The organism is Pseudomonas urethralis (assembly GCF_021602465.1).
Classification (GTDB): domain Bacteria; phylum Pseudomonadota; class Gammaproteobacteria; order Pseudomonadales; family Pseudomonadaceae; genus Aquipseudomonas; species Aquipseudomonas vlassakiae.
Genome location: NZ_BQIJ01000006.1, coordinates 144,338 through 159,373 on the forward strand (window position 1 = coordinate 144,338; position 15,036 = coordinate 159,373).

At 63.1% G+C, this 15,036-nt stretch carries 13 protein-coding genes; 3 read left to right on the plus strand and 10 right to left on the minus strand.

Annotation, left to right across the window (positions count from 1 at the left end; translation table 11 throughout):
- Positions 1 to 7 precede the first annotated feature (7 nt).
- From L6D64_RS12220 to rfbC, 5 genes are read right to left on the minus strand one after another with little or no spacing between them, the layout of a single operon-like run.
- Positions 8 to 463 carry a YiiD C-terminal domain-containing protein gene (locus tag L6D64_RS12220; protein ID WP_176509113.1) on the minus strand — a complete coding sequence of 152 codons (456 nt, stop codon included), beginning with the start codon at positions 461 to 463 and terminating at the stop codon, positions 8 to 10.
- Positions 460 to 1,869: a sigma-54-dependent transcriptional regulator gene (locus L6D64_RS12225; protein ID WP_176509112.1), complete on the minus strand. Its 1,410-nt coding sequence runs from the start codon at positions 1,867 to 1,869 to the stop codon at positions 460 to 462. Before L6D64_RS12225 ends, L6D64_RS12220 begins: the two co-directional genes overlap by 4 nt.
- On the minus strand, positions 1,866 to 3,680 hold the full coding sequence (locus L6D64_RS12230) for a sensor histidine kinase (protein ID WP_054885897.1): 1,815 nt from the start codon (positions 3,678 to 3,680) through the stop codon (positions 1,866 to 1,868). The genes L6D64_RS12225 and L6D64_RS12230 overlap by 4 nt, the downstream gene beginning before the upstream one ends.
- Positions 3,681 to 3,718: 38 nt before the next feature.
- A complete protein-coding gene (gene rfbD / locus L6D64_RS12235; RefSeq protein ID WP_176509111.1) occupies positions 3,719 to 4,579 on the minus strand; it encodes a dTDP-4-dehydrorhamnose reductase in 861 nt (286 codons plus the stop codon).
- Positions 4,576 to 5,118: a dTDP-4-dehydrorhamnose 3,5-epimerase gene (rfbC, locus tag L6D64_RS12240; protein WP_176509110.1), complete on the minus strand. Its 543-nt coding sequence runs from the start codon at positions 5,116 to 5,118 to the stop codon at positions 4,576 to 4,578. Before rfbC ends, rfbD begins: the two co-directional genes overlap by 4 nt.
- A gap of 443 nt (positions 5,119 to 5,561) precedes the next feature.
- Here rfbC and aguA point away from each other — a divergent pair, with 443 nt between their 5' ends.
- Together aguA and L6D64_RS12255 are read left to right on the plus strand one after the other, a co-directional pair.
- A complete protein-coding gene (aguA, locus tag L6D64_RS12245; RefSeq protein WP_054885894.1) occupies positions 5,562 to 6,668 on the plus strand; it encodes an agmatine deiminase in 1,107 nt (368 codons plus the stop codon).
- A gap of 800 nt (positions 6,669 to 7,468) precedes the next feature.
- Positions 7,469 to 8,758: an OprD family porin gene (locus L6D64_RS12255; RefSeq protein WP_176509109.1), complete on the plus strand. Its 1,290-nt coding sequence runs from the start codon at positions 7,469 to 7,471 to the stop codon at positions 8,756 to 8,758.
- 30 nt (positions 8,759 to 8,788) lie between these two features.
- On the opposite strand, the gene L6D64_RS12260 is transcribed toward L6D64_RS12255, so the two are convergent.
- The 3 genes from L6D64_RS12260 to L6D64_RS12270 form a co-directional block, all read right to left on the minus strand.
- A complete protein-coding gene (locus tag L6D64_RS12260) occupies positions 8,789 to 10,459 on the minus strand; it encodes an FMN-binding glutamate synthase family protein (protein WP_176509108.1) in 1,671 nt (556 codons plus the stop codon).
- Positions 10,460 to 10,608: 149 nt separating this feature from the next.
- Positions 10,609 to 11,208, minus strand: coding sequence for a hypothetical protein (locus L6D64_RS12265; RefSeq protein WP_176509107.1), 600 nt, complete (start codon positions 11,206 to 11,208; stop codon positions 10,609 to 10,611).
- An 81-nt stretch (positions 11,209 to 11,289) separates the two neighbouring features.
- Positions 11,290 to 11,721: a hypothetical protein gene (locus L6D64_RS12270; RefSeq protein ID WP_176509106.1), complete on the minus strand. Its 432-nt coding sequence runs from the start codon at positions 11,719 to 11,721 to the stop codon at positions 11,290 to 11,292.
- A 740-nt stretch (positions 11,722 to 12,461) separates the two neighbouring features.
- Between L6D64_RS12270 and L6D64_RS12275 the strand changes: the two genes are divergently transcribed.
- Entirely contained in the window at positions 12,462 to 12,881 is a 420-nt protein-coding gene (locus L6D64_RS12275; RefSeq protein WP_176509105.1) for a hypothetical protein, read from the plus strand.
- Here L6D64_RS12275 and L6D64_RS12280 read toward each other — a convergent pair.
- Together L6D64_RS12280 and L6D64_RS12285 are read right to left on the minus strand one after the other, a co-directional pair.
- Positions 12,878 to 14,257 (minus strand): ATP-binding protein, encoded by a 1,380-nt coding sequence (locus L6D64_RS12280; protein WP_176509104.1) that lies wholly within the window; start codon positions 14,255 to 14,257, stop codon positions 12,878 to 12,880. The two genes, L6D64_RS12275 and L6D64_RS12280, sit on opposite strands and share 4 nt — an antisense overlap.
- Position 14,258: 1 nt before the next feature.
- On the minus strand, positions 14,259 to 14,975 hold the full coding sequence (locus tag L6D64_RS12285; protein WP_176509103.1) for a response regulator: 717 nt from the start codon (positions 14,973 to 14,975) through the stop codon (positions 14,259 to 14,261).
- Between the last annotated feature and the right edge of the window lie 61 nt (positions 14,976 to 15,036).

Consider the following 15,036-nt stretch of genomic DNA (forward strand, 5'->3'; position numbering starts at 1 on the left):
TACCCTGTCAGCGGTGCAGGACGTACTGCCCGCTGAACGCGACGGCGGGCTCGTCGCTGCCAGCGTTGCTGACGGTGGTCGCCAGTGTCAGCCGCGCCCGGCCCCGGCGCTGGTACATCGTCAGGAACCGCTGCCAGGTCTTGTCGTCCGGTGCTGCGCAACGCGCCACCGCCGCGCCGGTCACCGGTAACGGGTAACTGATCTGGCCTTCCTGGATGACGATATGCCCGTCATCGATGCCCAGTTCACGCAGCCGAAGGTGCAGCCAGCCCCAGCCCGCCAGTACCGCGGCACAGTACAGGCTGCCGCCAAACATGGTGCTCTTGTGGTTGACGTTGGCCGCCAGTGGCAGCTGCAGGCGCAGGGTCTGGGCTTGCCAATCGATGACTTCCAGGCCCATGTCACGGGTCAGGGGAATGTCGCCGTGCAGCACGGACTGCAGGTATTGGCTATCGGCACTCATGAGCGGTTTTCCTCGTGGTCGTCGCTGCCGCTGCTACCGCCTTCGAAATGCAGGCCGTGCTTGCGTAGCTTGTCGTGCAGGGTCTTGCGCGGAATGCCGAGGGCTTCGGCGAGGCTGCGCATGGAGCTGTGGGGTTGGGCCAGTTCGGCGGCGATCAGCGAGCGTTCGAACTGCTCGACCTGTTCGCTGAGGTTGCCCAGCAGGATTGGCGCCGCCGTCGGGGCAGCAGCAGGTGCCTGGCCGTCCAGGGCCAGCTCCAGGCCCAGGGCAAAGCGTTCGGCGGCGTTCTGCAGTTCGCGCACGTTGCCTGGCCAGTCATGGCGCAGCAGCATGGCCCGCTGGGCCGGTTGCAGGCTGTGGGGCGGCAGGCCATGCCGCTGGCTGGCGGCATCGGCGAAGTGCTGGAACAGCACCAGGATGTCGTCCCCACGCTCGCGCAAAGGGGGGATGCGCAGTGGCGCCACGTTGAGGCGATAGTAGAGGTCGGCGCGGAAGCGGCCCTGGTCGGCGGAGGTGCGCAGGTCTTCCTTGGTGGCCGCGATGATGCGGATATCCAGCGGGATGAGTTGGTTGCCACCGAGCCTCTCGACCACTCGCTCCTGCAGCAGGCGCAGCAGCTTTACCTGCACGTCCAGGCTCATGCTCTCGATTTCGTCGAGGAACAGCGTGCCGCCATTGGCGAACTCGAACTTGCCGATGCGGCGCTTCTGAGCACCAGTGAAGGCGCCCGGCTCGTGGCCGAACAGCTCGCTTTCGACCACCGACTCGGCCAGTGCGCCGGCGTTGATGGCCACGAACGGGCCTTCGCGGCGGCTGGACAGGTCGTGCAGGGCGCGGGCGACCACCTCTTTGCCGGCACCGGTCTCACCGAGAATCAGGACATCGGCACGGGTACCCGCCAGGGCGCCGATCTGTTCACGCAGGCGTTGCATCGACGGTGAATGGCCGACCAGGCGCGTGGCCAGTTGCTGGCGGTCGCTCAGGGCCAGGCGCAGGCTGCGGTTGTCCAGCACCAGGCGGCGCACGGCCAGGGCGCGGCGCACGCTGTCGAGCAGGGCGTCGCTGGCGAAGGGTTTTTCCAGAAAGTCGTAGGCGCCCGCGCGCATGGCCTGTACCGCCAGCGGCACATCGCCATGGCCGGTAATCAGCAACACCGGTAGCTCGCTGTCGCCGCCGTGCAGCTGCTCCAGCAGTTGCAGGCCGTGGATGCCTGGCATGCGGATATCGCTGACCACCACGCCTGGCCAGTCAGGCTCGATGCGCTCGGCCAGGCCCTGGGCGTCGGCCAAGGCGACAACCTTGAGCCCGGCCAGGTCGAGGGTCTGGCTCAGGGCCTGGCGCAGGTGTGGGTCGTCATCTACCAGGATCACCTGGGCCTGGCTGTCGATGTTAGGCTCGGTCGTCATGCCGAGGAGTCCTCCGAAGTGGGCAAGGTCGCGCCGGGTGCGGCCACGCGCAATTGCAGGGTGAGCAGGGCACCACCTTCAGGGTGATTGGCCAGCAGCAGCTCACCGCCCAGCGTCCGCATCAGGCTTTCGCAGATGGCCAGGCCCAGGCCCAGGCCCTGGGTGCGGGTCTTGGTGGTGAAGAACGGCTCCTTGGCGTGCTCCAGGGCCTGGCGGCTGAAGCCTGGGCCGTTGTCGCGAATGTACAGGTAGACGCAGTCCTCGTGCTTCTCGGCACTCAGCCACAGGCGACGCGGGTTGGCCTTTTCGGTCAGGGCATCGAGGGCGTTGGCCAGCAGATTGCCGAGCACCTGGCGCAGGCGGGTTTCGCCGGCCTGCACCCACAGGGTGGCCTCGGGCAGGTCGCGGATCAGCTCCACGGCCATCGCCCGGCGGCGCTTGGCCAGCAGCGCCAGGGCATCATCCAGTGCCGGTTGCAGCGCCACGCTTTCCGGGGCGTGGCGGTCGCGACGGGCAAAGGCGCGCAGGTGGGCGATGATCGAGGCCATGCGCCCGGTCAGCTCACCAATCAGCTTGAGGTTGCCGCGGGCGTCCTCGGTGCGCTGGTGGTCGAGCAGGATCTCGGCGTTTTCGGCGTAGCTGCGGATCGCCGCCAGGGGTTGGTTAAGCTCGTGGCTGATGCTCGCCGACATGGTACCGAGTACCGACAGCTTGCCGGCCTGGACCAGTTCATCCTGGGCGCGCACCAGCTCCTGCTGGGCATTTTCGCGCTCCAGCACCGCGCTTTTCAGCCGGGCATTGAGGCCTTCGAGGGCCGCAGTACGCTCGGCCACGCGTGACTCCAGCTCCTGGCGGCCGCGGGCTTCAAAGTCGATACGGTCGATGTAGTGGCGCCGCCGCTGCATCACCAGGCCGGTAAACAGCATCAGTACCAGCAGAGCGCCAGCGCCAATCGCCATCACCGTCTGCACCGAGCGATCAACCAGCTGGCGCGGGGCGAGGATGCTCACCTGCCAGCCGGTTTCCTTGATGTCGCGGGTCTGGGTGAGCCAGGCGTCATGGTTGAGCACCAGCGGCTGCGGGGCCTGGGTCGGGTAGGGCTGGATCGCGATGATCGCCTGGCGCTCGGCGTCGGTCAGCTCACGGGTGGCGCGAAAACGCCATTCGGGGCGTGAGGTGAGGATCACCACGCCGTTGTGGTCGGTCAGCAGCAGCTGTTCGGGGGTGCGGCCCCAGAGGGTTTCGGTGTGGTCCAGGTCGACCTTGACCACCAGCACACCCACGATGCGCTCGCGGTCGCGCACGGCGGCAGCGAAGAAGTAGCCGCGTTTGGCCGAGGTGGTGCCTTGGCCGAAAAAGCGCCCCAGGTGGCCGGCCATGGCTTCGATGAAGTACGGGCGGAAAGAGAAGTTACGGCCGACGAAGCTGTCCGGCTTGTCCCAGTTGGAGGCGGCGAGCGTATTGCCACTGACGTCCATCAGGTACATCACTTCGGCGCCGGTCTGGTGGACGATGTCCTTGAGCAGGCGGTTGGCATTGGTCACGGCTTCGAGGCGGAACGGGTCGGCCAGCACGCCGCGCAGCGCCGGGAGGTCGCCAAGGATCTGCGGCAGGGTTTCGTAGCGGTGCAGGGTGCCGAGCAGGTTGGCGACGTACAGGTCGAGGGTCTGGCGGTTCTGTGAGGCCAGCTCATCCTGGTAGTAGCGCTCGGCCAGATGGTGCAGTGGCCACAACAGGGGCGCCAGGCACAGGGCCAGCAGGGCCAGGCTGCGCCAGCGGGGTCGGCGTGGGGGCGTGGGTTTTGCAATCATCAGGTCAATGCGCCAGAAGGGTCTGGCGCAATTATGCGCTACTTGAGGCAGTCGATCAGTGCCTGCTGCCAGTGCGGCAGGTGCACATCCCACTCACCGGCCAGGCGCGAGCAGTCCAGGCGTGAGTTGGCCGGGCGACGCGCTGGGGTCGGGTATTCGCTGGAAGCGATCGGCACCAGTTCGGCGCAGGGCAGGCCGCGTGCCTTGAGCTGTTCGCCGATAGCCTGGGCGAAGCCGAACCAGGACGTCTCGCCTTGTGCGGTCAGGTGATAGGTGCCCCATGCGCCGCGCTGCCCGGCTTGCCAACGGGCGATCAGTTGCCGGGTGGCGACGGCGATGGTCGTGGCCCAGGTGGGGGCGCCGACCTGGTCGTCGACCACGCGCAGTTGCGGTTTTTCCTGCAGCAGGCGTTGCATGGTCAGCAGGAAATTGCGCCCGTACAGCGAATAGACCCAACTGGTGCGCAAAATCAGGTGTTCGCCATCCACAGCGGTGATGGCTTGCTCCCCGGCCAGTTTGCTGCGGCCATAGACGCCCAGCGGGTTGGGGCGGTCGAGCTCGGTGTAGGGCAGGGCCTTTTCACCATCGAAGACATAGTCGGTGGAGTAGTGAATCAGCGGCGCACCCAGGCGTACCGCCTCTTCGGCCAACACCCGTGGGCCTTCTGCGTTGATTGCGAAGGCCAGGTCCGGTTCGCTTTCGGCCTGGTCCACTGCGGTGTGGGCGGCGGCGTTGATGATCAGTTGCGGGGCCAAGCGCCGCAGTGGTTCGCGCAGGGACTCGGGTCTGGCCAGGTCCAATTGGTCGCGGCCAAGCAGGTGCACCTCGCCGAGCCCGCGCAACTGCGCTTGCAGGGCCTGGGCGACCTGGCCATGGTGGCCACAGACGAGCATTCTCATGGGAACAGGTCCGCGTCTTTCAAAAGCACGGCCGCCTGGTCCTTGGCCGACAGGGTCGGGTGCTGCACGCCCCAGTCGATGGCCAGATCAGGGTCGTCCCAGCGGATCGAGCGCTCGGCGGCGGGATTGTAGTAGTCGGTGGTCTTGTACAAAAAGTCGGCGGTTTCGCTCAGCACCAGGAAGCCATGGGCGAACCCCGGTGGAATCCAGAACTGCAGGTGGTCAGTGGCGGTGAGGCGTCGCGCCACCCAACGGCCAAAGGTCGGTGAACTGCGGCGGATGTCGACGGCCACGTCCAGCACCTCGCCCTGCACCACGCGCACCAGTTTCCCCTGAGGATTGTCGATCTGGTAATGCAGGCCCCGCAGCACGCCGCGCTGTGAGCGCGAATGGTTGTCTTGCACAAAATGGCCGTCGAACCCGGTCTGGATCTTGAATTCGCGCGCATTGAAGCTTTCGAAGAAGAAGCCACGGCTGTCGCCGAAGATCTTCGGTTCGATGATGACTACGTCAGGTATCTCGGTCGCTATGATGTTCATGGAAGTTCTTCGGTCAGTGTGCTGATGGTCCGACCTTGAAAGGTCCGCTCTAGGTCCGCCGCCCTGCAACCTGAGCCTAGATCGGCTGGCGGTGAGCCAGCATGAGACTACCTGCGGATTTCATCTTTACACGGGGTTATCGGCCACAAGCCCGGCTTCCCGAGCAGAAAAATGAAACAGATTTCATCTTGAGGCCTTTTGGCGTCCTGGTGCAGCCTGCGCCAAGCGATTATATCGAAGGTATGAGCCCCAAGGGCTCTGGCAAGCCTTTTGCCGATCTATATCGGTAAAATTTGCGATTTTATCGGGATAAAATGACTTTATAGGCTTCTAAAGTCGATATGTATCGGTTATAAATTAGCCAGTCGCGGCGAGCATCCTGCACCGTCGAAAATGCCACATTCATTTGCCATCCATCGCCCAGTGCCTTGCAGAGGTCAACCATGAAAACCCTCAACTCCACCCCCCGCGCCGACGGCTTCCACATGCCCGCCGAATGGGCGCCACAAAGCCAGGTCTGGATGGTCTGGCCGGAGCGCTCGGACAACTGGCGCCTGGGCGGTAAGCCAGCCCAGGCGGCCCATGTCACCCTGGCCAAGGCCATTGCCCGCTTCGAGCCGGTAACCGTGGCCGTTTCCGCCGGGCAGTACGAAAACGCCCGTCGTCAGCTCGACCTGCCGAACATCCGCGTGGTGGAAATCAGCAACGACGACGCCTGGGTGCGCGACACCGGCCCGACCTTCGTGATCAATGACCACGGTGAAGTGCGTGGTGTGGATTGGGGCTTCAACGCCTGGGGCGGCTTCGACGGCGGCCTCTATGCGCCGTGGAACCGCGATGAGGAACTGGCGGCCAAGGTCCTGGAAATGGAGCGTTGCCAGCGCTACCACACCGAGGGCTTCGTGCTGGAAGGCGGCTCGATCCATGTCGATGGCGAAGGCACCCTGATCACCACCGAAGAGTGCCTGCTCAACCGCAACCGCAACCCGCACCTGAACCGCGAGCAGATCGAAGAGATCCTGCGCGAGCACTTGGCAGTGGAAACCATCGTGTGGCTGCCCGATGGCCTTTACAACGACGAAACCGACGGCCACGTCGACAATTTCTGCTGTTACGTAAGCCCAGGCGAAGTGTTACTGGCCTGGACCGATGATTCCAACGACCCCAACTACGCCCGTTGCCACGCCGCCTACGAGGTGCTGAAAAACACCCGTGATGCCAAGGGCCGCGAGTTTGTGGTGCACAAGATGCCGATCCCTGGCCCGCTGTTCGCCACGGAGGAAGAATGCGCCGGTGTCGACCAGGTGGCCGGTAGCCAGGAGCGTGATCCGTCGGTTCGCCTGGCGGGTTCGTACGTGAACTTCCTGATCGTCAACGGCGGTATCATTGCGCCGAGCTTCAACGATCCCGCAGATGCTCAGGCCAGAGCGATTCTTGCCAAGGTCTTCCCGGACCATGAAGTGGTGATGATCCCAGGCCGCGAGCTGCTGCTCGGCGGTGGCAACATCCATTGCCTGACCCAGCAACAGCCGGCACCGCTCAAGCGCTAATCGACTGCCAGCGAAAAAGCCCGTCTAATGACGGGTTTTTTTTGCCCGGGCGATATGCGGACAGTCGGGTGGCATACGTTTTGTATTGTTTTTCAGGGGGTTACCCAGGCAGACCGGGCACACCGTTCTGTAACAATCAAGACGTAAATTAGCCGCTCACGGGCCAGGGAGTACGTGTGGACATGAACGCAGCAAGTGAGACGGCTTTGCGCCCATCGGCAGTCAATCACCAATCGCTCAGGGTTGTGGCGCAGTGGTTGAAACACCATGGAGGCAAACGGGTCAGGACGACCGACCCACGACGTCTGCTTGACGGCCGCTACCCTCAAGGGCTGATAAGCGACGCTGAGCTGGAAGCGCTGCTGGGGGTCTGGCACTGACCAGGGCAGGAGCCCGACCCATGAATAACGCCACCGCATTTGCGGTGGCGTTTTCGTTTGTGGGCTCGCAAAGGTGGGTTACCCAATGGCTCGGACTTTCTGATCGGACAATCCGGCAAATCATACAAAGGCGAAATTACCTTTCGTCTTGCTGAACATGCATGGAAATGCACCAGGCAAGCGCTCGATTTTGGTTATAACAACCTGCAATTCACGACTTTTTGACATTTGTAATCGCCCACGGCTAGGATTCGGCCAACGCTTGCTGGCCACCCATGGCCATGCTGCTGCGAAAGCCCCGCCACACGATGGTCGGCGGGCCTTTCAGTTCGGATCCGCATAGCGTCGAACCTACGAAGGGGCGTTGGTTCCTGGCGTAATAGTGCAAAGCGTTTTTGATTTAGAAATAAGGAAAACAACATGTTGAAAACCAGGATCAGCCTGGTCGCCCTGGCGATGATCGCCGCGACCCAGGCCCAGGCCAACGATCAGGCCGACAGCAAGGGCTTCCTCGAGGACAGCCACGCCAACATTCTGCTGCGCAACGCTTATATCAACCGTGACAAGAAGCACGGCAAGAACGACCAGAGCGAATGGGGCCAGGCCTTCATCGGCAAGTTCTCCTCCGGTTTCACCCAGGGCACCGTGGGCGTGGGCGTTGACGCCTTCGGCCTGTACGCACTGCGCCTGGATGGCGGCAAGGGCCGTAATGGCGCGGCCGGCGTCGACTTCTTCAAGCCCAGCGACACCGCGCCGACCAATTCGCCGCACAATCTGGCCCGTGGTGGCGCTGCCATCAAGTTCCGCGTCTCCAACACCGTGCTCAAGTACGGTGACATGATGCCTGAGCTGCCGGTGCTGCAATACGACGACAGTCGCCTGCTGCCCGAGAGCTACACCGGTACCTTCATCACCTCCAAGGAGATCGAAGGCCTGGAACTGAACGCCGGTCACTTCACCGAGGAAGCTCGCAAGAGCGCCGAAGGGCGCGACAGCGGCCACCTGAAGTCGATCGATGTGTTCGGTGGCAGCTACAAGTTCACCAAGAACTTCACCGCTTCCGCCTACACGTCGAACATCGAAGACGTGATGAAGAAGCACTACCTGGGCATGAACTACGTCTTCCCGATCGCGGTTGACCAGTCCCTGACCCTGGACTTCAACGGCTACAAGTCGGACATCAACAGCAAGTACGTCCAGAAAGCCGAGCTGACCGGTGACGAAAACACCATCTGGAGCCTGGCGGCCACCTACGCCTTTGGCCCGCACTCGGTGACCCTGGCGCACCAGCGCAGCACCGGCAGCACCGGCTACAACTACGGCTGGTACCAGGACCGCGGTGGCGTGGGTGATGGTGGTTCGACCATCTACCTGGCCAACTCCTACTGGTCCGACTTCAACGCCGAAGACGAGCGCTCCTGGCAGCTCGCCTACGGCCTGGACTTCGGCGCCTTCGGCGTGCCGGGCCTGACCTACAAGATCGCCTACGTGGCGGGTGACAACATCAATACCCACGGCTTTGGCGAAGGTAAAGAGCGCGAAATCTTCAACCAGCTGCGCTACGTCGTTCAGGACGGCCCGGCCAAGGACCTGTCGGTCAAGCTGCGCGGTTCCTGGGTGCGCACCAACAACGCGGTACAACAGAACGGCTACTTCGACGACGGCAACGAAGTCCGCGTATTCGTCGAGTACCCGATCAGCATCTTCTGATCCTGACCACGCGTCACGAGCAGCCCCGGCCTATGCCGGGGCTGTTTCTTTGCGGCGCACGCTGGCCGCTGTCGGTGCGACCGCTGCATCCCCCGTCTCCGGCGCAAAGCTGTCACTGCGCGCCATCCGCCACATCCGCGCATAGAACTCGCTTTCGATCGAGCCGCTGAGCAATTCGCCAGGCTTGAGAAATTGGTGCAGGTCGGAAAACAGGCTGATCTCGCTGGTGCTGATACGCCGCGCCAGGTGCTTGGGCTTGAGCTCCGAAGGGTGTTCAAGGCCTGCGGCAGCAAGCATTTCGGCCAGGGCATGCAACGTGTTGCGATGGAAGCTGGCTACACGCTCGGCCTTGTCGGGCACCACCAGCGCACGCTGGCGCAACGGGTCTTGGGTAGCAACGCCGGTCGGGCACTTGTTGGTGTGGCAGCTCTGCGACTGGATGCAACCGATGGCGAACATGAAGCCACGGGCCGAGTTGACCCAGTCGGCGCCGATGGCCAGCACGCTGGCGATATCGAAGGCGCTGACGATCTTGCCCGCCGCGCCGATGCGGATGCTCGAGCGCAGGTTCAGGCCGACCAGGGTGTTGTGCACGAACATCAGGCCTTCGCGCATCGGCACGCCCATGTTGTCGCTGAACTCCCGGGGCGCCGCGCCAGTGCCGCCTTCCTTGCCGTCGACGACGATGAAGTCCGGGGTGATGCCGGTGACCAGCATGGCCTTGGCGATGCCCATGAACTCCCACGGGTGGCCCAGGCAGAACTTGAAGCCCACCGGCTTGCCGCCCGACAGCTGGCGCAGGCTGGCAACGAAGTGCAGCAGCTCCACCGGGGTACGGAACGCGCTGTGCGCTGCCGGCGAGATGCAGTCCTCACCCACTCGCACACCGCGGGTGGCAGCGATTTCCGGGCTGACCTTGTGTGCCGGCAGAATCCCGCCGTGGCCGGGCTTGGCGCCCTGGCTGAGCTTGATTTCGATCATCTTCACCTGCGGGCTGCGCGCCTGCTCGGCGAACCGTTGCGCGTCGAAGCGGCCGTCTGCGGTGCGGCAACCAAAGTAGCCGCTGCCGATTTCCCAGATCAGGTCGCCGCCATGCTCGCGGTGATAAGGGCTGATGCTGCCCTCGCCGGTGTCATGGGCAAAGCGGCCAAGGCGTGCACCTTGGTTGAGCGCAGCAATCGCGTTGGCACTGAGCGCGCCAAAGCTCATGGCCGAGATGTTGAAGATCGACGCGGAATAGGGCTGGCGGCATTGCGGCCCGCCGATGGCAATGCGGAACGATGCCGGGTCGGGCGTGGCGACCGGCAGCATCGAGTGGCTGATGAATTCGAAGCCAGGCTTGTAGGCATCGTTGAGCGTGCCGAAGGCTTTCTCGGCGCTCTCGTTCTTGGCCCGGGCATACACCAGCGAGCGCTGCGAGCGGGAGAACGGCAGCTTGTCGTCGTCACCTTCGATCAGGTACTGGCGGATCTCCGGGCGGATGGTCTCGATCAGGTAGCGGATGTTGCCCAGGATCGGGTAGTTGCGCCGCACCGCGTGGTGGCTCTGGCGCAGGTCGTTGAGGCCGACCAGGCTGAGCAGGGTGGTAACCGCCGTCAGCGGCCAGAGCCAACTGTGCTGGGCAAGGAACGGAATGCTGGCGAAGGTCAACAGCAGGCACAGGGCCAGGCAGGCATAACGGCTGGGGAGCGAGTCTTTCATGGGTCCATCGCAGGCAGGATGACGCGGCCTAGGATAGGCAAACCCCAGGTCGCGAAAACCTGGGGTTTCGGTAAAAGACTATTACCTTGTGAGCACTTTTGCCTGGCGTGAGCTCACGCTGGCGCCGAGGCTGCGTGGGCGTCGTCGATTCAGGTGGCGGGGGGGATAAGGGTGAAGTCGAAACAGTCTGGGCAATTTGTCTCCAGCCAGTGCTTCGCGCGCTCGTTGAGAAAATAGCCACCGTAGGTGTCAGCTTTGAAAAAGTCGGCCTTGTCGTCGACCTTGAGCACCTGCAGGTACTGGCTCAGCTCGCTCTGCTGTTTCTCATGATCCTTGCGCAGGCTGAGCTTGCCCACCACGAATGCCTGCCAGTACTCCGGCATGCGCCTTGCCAGTTCTGGATCATGGGGGCGGCTATGGATGATCGACTCAGGTTCACCGTCGAGGTCCAGGTGCTCGGTGATTGCTTGGCGGGTGTCCCAGTGTTGCCATTCAAGCTCGACGACGTGGGTCTTCTCCAAGTGCTCAAAGCGACTGATACCCTTCAGGTCACTGCTCTCCAAGGCGTCCTTGATTGCCTGGGTCAGAACCAGCACGCCAGAACGAATGTAAGCGAGCGGCGTGTAAGGGCCACTGCGCTCGATACTGTCGATGTCGGTGTCTTCGTCCCAGCCGATCATGCCGTAGGCCAGTACCGTACCCCAGTCTCCCCAAGGCCTGGTCACGTTGTTGAAATGATAGATGTTCATATCAGCCTCCACAGTTTTCGCCATAGCGACGGGCGTGGTTTCTGGTCGCTTTGGGCACGTTGTATTTGCTGCCCCGTGGGCTCAGGACACCTCGAAGTACCATTCAAGGAACGCATTGAAATCCGGCCATTGCGGCTTGACGCTCCCTTGCAGGAAGCCTTCCAGCAAGGGGCCCGCCTCCAGTTCGAGTACTTCCTGCGTGTGGCGGTTGTAGAAGAAACCATGCTCGCTCTGGAAGTCATCCAGGGGCAGGTACGCTTCTGGCAGGCCCATGTCGTGGGCGGCTTCGATTGTGTCCTCATAGCTGGAGTAAGTCAGGCACCAGCCGATCTGAAACATCTCTGCACCGCGCCCGCGGAATGTCGGGCAGTCTTCCACATGAAGGAAGAAACGCATGAAGTCGGTGCCTGGCGTGAGTCCCAGGTCCAGCAGTGGTTGCCGGTACGCCTCTATGGCCGTGTCAAACCACCAGCCCTTGGCTTTGCAGTGTGCGATCAGTTCTTCGGAAAGCATTCAGGCTCCACATTGGTTGGCTTTGCCACGGATTTCCGGGCCAATGGTTCCGATCAGGGAGGCAGCTGCTCATGGTTGCTCAGCTTGCCAGCAGTTCGGGATAGTCGCTGAACCAGTAGCGCACGGCGCCATCGTTGATGCCGTGCTCGCCGCACCAGAAGTCCAGCGGATAGCTCCAATCCGACGAGCGCGAATTGCGCGGTGCCAGGCCGAGGTTCGTGTAGTGATAGAGCAGGCCAGGGTGCTCCGGCGTTTGCAGAATGCCGCAGTGGCCCAGCAGGTTAAGAAACCCGCGCCCCTCGTCATAATGCCGGGCTCGGCGCTTCGTTAGGGTGCTGTGCCTTGAGGAGCTTGCACAGTAGTTCCGCAGTTACTGTCATGTACATTTCCCACAAGATTTTTCATTGGCCTTCGGTGGCAATGCGCCGCGACTGGTGAGCACGGGAAGCTGTGTGACTTTCCTGACGGCGTTGGCCTTGAGATACTCGTTGGCCAATGCGATGCGTTTGATGCGGAGTTGTTCATTAATTTGCGTGTCAGCATAATGCTTCAAGTTGCTTTTTAACTACCCTCGCAAACCAGTTCTCATGGTGTTAACGAATTGTTTTTTTCGAGGTTTTTCCAAAGAGATTATTCAGTGATGCCGATCTATCCATTTGGATGGAAGTACGATTCGGGTACAGGCAAGGAAGCAGGATGGCAATTCGTCTTACTATCACCCGTTATCAAAAGGAATGAAGATGGGCTTCAGTGAGTTTCGGGCTTTCATGGCCCGTTACTTCCCGACCTTCATGTTGGGGTACTTCCTCTGTGTGCTGGCCGTCGCCATCACCACGGTACTGTTCTTCAATACTTACTGGCGGCATCATCCGGACGCGCCGTTTTACGCGATTGGCTGTGCCACCATGCTTTCGTTGCTGCTGTCGTTCGGCCATATCATGATGGTCCGAGGGGTGAGCTGGTCGATGTGGGCCACGCTGCCGGTACCTGGTGCAGCCTTGCTGATGGGCTTGAGCCTGATCGGTACCGGCACCAGCATGGCTGAATTGGGGGTTGCCCTTGCTTTCCCGTTGCTGGCCTTGCTGGCCTTCAACAGCGCCCGCCATCGACAGATGCGCCAGCGCCTGGTCGAGCTGCGCCAGGCCCGCCAGCACAGCTAGGCGGCGCCATTTCGTGGCAGCAGCACACTAACCCGCAAACCACCGCCTTCGCGGTTGTGCAGCAGCAGGGCGCCACCGTGGCTGCTGGCGATGCGCTGGGCGATGCTCAGGCCCAGGCCATAACCACCCGAGGCCTGGTTGCGTGAGCCTTCGCCACGCACGAACGGGTCGGTGATGGTTGCCAGCAGCGCTGGCGCGATGCCCGGGCCGCGGTCGTCGATGTGCAGGTAGACACCGGTGAGCGCGGTCTCCAGGGTGACCGAGACCGTGTTGGCGTAACGCAGGGCATTGGTCAGCAGGTTTTGCAGGCAGCGCTGCAACAGGAGGGCATCGACCCGCAAGGTACCGCCTTTGCCGTGTACCGGCAGCGGTTCGCTCGCGGTGGCCAGGTCGGCGCACAGGCGCGCCACCAGGCGGTCCAGGTCGACCTGCTGGAGGTTGCACTGCTCGCCGGCCCGCAAGTAGTCCAGCACCTGGCCGATCATGGCGTCCATCTGGGTGATGCTCTGCCGCAGGCGTTCGCGGTGTTCGTTGTCGGGCAGGCGCTCCAGGCGCAGGCGCATGCGTGTCAGCGGGGTGCGCAGGTCGTGGGACACGGCGGCGAGGAAGTAGGCCTTGTCGTTGACCATGGCGATCAGCCGTTGCTGCATGGCATTGAAGGCCAGCGCAGCCTGGCGCACTTCCTCCGGGCCGTCCAGGGCCAACGGTGGCTGTTCGAGGTTGCTGCCCAGCCCACGCGCTGCATCGGCCAGGCGCCGCAGCGGGCGCAGGCACAGGCGCACCGCGATCAGGCAGACCAGCAGCACGGCGACGATGCGCAGCGCGTAGACCCGCAACAGGTAGTCACTGATCAGCACCCACGCCGACTCGCCGCTCCAGCCCTGCAGCTCCTGGCCGTCGATGCTCAGCCAATGGCCATCGGGCAACGGCACGGCGAACTGGATATGCGCCTGGGCGGTGCGCAGGCCGAACAGGCTGCGCCAGACGATCGGCTGGCCAAGTTCATCGGTCAGTTGCACCTTCAGCAGGCGCACTTCCTGGGCATGGCCCAGTTCATACCTGAGCGCCTGTTGCAGCAACAGCTCGACGCGCCGGCGCCCGCGCCGCTGATCCTGCTGTTGAACAGGTTCGTTCTCGGCGCAACGCAACTGGTAGTGCGCGGGCACCTGCAGGTGTTCCGCGTGACAGCTGGCCTGGGCAATCAGTGGGGCACTGCGTGCAGCCATGAGCCGGACCGGTGCCTCGAGCACCTGGGCGAAACGCACATCGAACCAGATGCTGCTCGACATCAGCTGGATCACCAGCGTGCCGCTGACCATGATCAGCAGCAGCTGGCCAAACAGCGTGCGCGGCCACAGGCGACGGAGCCAAGGCATTTCAGCTCCCGACCTCGGCACGGCCGAGGCTTAGCAGGTAGCCTTCGTTGCGGATGGTCAGGATCTGGATATCGCTGGCCGGTGCACGGCGCAATTGCTGACGCAGGCGGCTGATGCACATGTCCACCGAGCGATCGTCGGGGTGGTGATCGCGGCCAAACGCGCTGCGTGTCAGCAGATCGCGCGAGACCACACGGTTGTTGGCCTCCAGCAGCTCCCGCAGCACCCGGTAATCGGAGCGGGGCAGGGTGAGGCTCGCGCCGTCTGGGCGGGTCAGCAGACGTTTGACAGGGTCGAGGCTGAAACCGGCGAAACGCTGAGCTTCGCTAGCCTGCTCGTCTGGGCTATCCAGGCGTTGCGGGCGGCGCAGCACGGCCTTGATGCGGGCGACCAGCTCGCGCGGTTCGAAAGGCTTGGCCAGGTAGTCGTCGGCACCCACTTCCAGGCCGATGATGCGGTCCAGCGTGCTGCCCTTGGCCGACAGCATGATCACCGCCAGGCCCGGCGTCGCCTGCAGCTGGCGGCACAGGCTCAAGCCATCCTCGCCAGGCAGCATCAGGTCGAGCACCACCAGGTCGACCTTGCTCGCGGCCAGTTGCTCGCGCATGCCTTCACCGTCTGCTGCCGCCAGTACGGTGTAGCCGGCATCGGTAAGGTAGTCGCAAAGAAGTTCGCGGATCTCGTCGTCATCGTCGACAACCAGCAAGGTCGTGCTCATCGGAAAAACACCTGTTGGGGAGGGCCGGCAGCGCTCGTTACGTTCAATTACATCCCCGTAC

Bases quoted from the DNA above. Each gene is read 5' to 3' on its own strand.
- L6D64_RS12220 (WP_176509113.1), bottom strand. From the start codon at position 463: ATGAGTGCCGATAGCCAATACCTGCAGTCCGTGCTGCACGGCGACATT.
- L6D64_RS12225 (WP_176509112.1), bottom strand. From the start codon at position 1,869: ATGACGACCGAGCCTAACATCGACAGCCAGGCCCAGGTGATCCTGGTA.
- L6D64_RS12230 (WP_054885897.1), bottom strand. From the start codon at position 3,680: ATGATTGCAAAACCCACGCCCCCACGCCGACCCCGCTGGCGCAGCCTG.
- rfbD (WP_176509111.1), bottom strand. From the start codon at position 4,579: ATGAGAATGCTCGTCTGTGGCCACCATGGCCAGGTCGCCCAGGCCCTG.
- rfbC (WP_176509110.1), bottom strand. From the start codon at position 5,118: ATGAACATCATAGCGACCGAGATACCTGACGTAGTCATCATCGAACCG.
- aguA (WP_054885894.1), top strand. From the start codon at position 5,562: ATGAAAACCCTCAACTCCACCCCCCGCGCCGACGGCTTCCACATGCCC.
- L6D64_RS12255 (WP_176509109.1), top strand. From the start codon at position 7,469: ATGTTGAAAACCAGGATCAGCCTGGTCGCCCTGGCGATGATCGCCGCG.
- L6D64_RS12260 (WP_176509108.1), bottom strand. From the start codon at position 10,459: ATGAAAGACTCGCTCCCCAGCCGTTATGCCTGCCTGGCCCTGTGCCTG.
- L6D64_RS12265 (WP_176509107.1), bottom strand. From the start codon at position 11,208: ATGAACATCTATCATTTCAACAACGTGACCAGGCCTTGGGGAGACTGG.
- L6D64_RS12270 (WP_176509106.1), bottom strand. From the start codon at position 11,721: ATGCTTTCCGAAGAACTGATCGCACACTGCAAAGCCAAGGGCTGGTGG.
- L6D64_RS12275 (WP_176509105.1), top strand. From the start codon at position 12,462: ATGGGCTTCAGTGAGTTTCGGGCTTTCATGGCCCGTTACTTCCCGACC.
- L6D64_RS12280 (WP_176509104.1), bottom strand. From the start codon at position 14,257: ATGCCTTGGCTCCGTCGCCTGTGGCCGCGCACGCTGTTTGGCCAGCTG.
- L6D64_RS12285 (WP_176509103.1), bottom strand. From the start codon at position 14,975: ATGAGCACGACCTTGCTGGTTGTCGACGATGACGACGAGATCCGCGAA.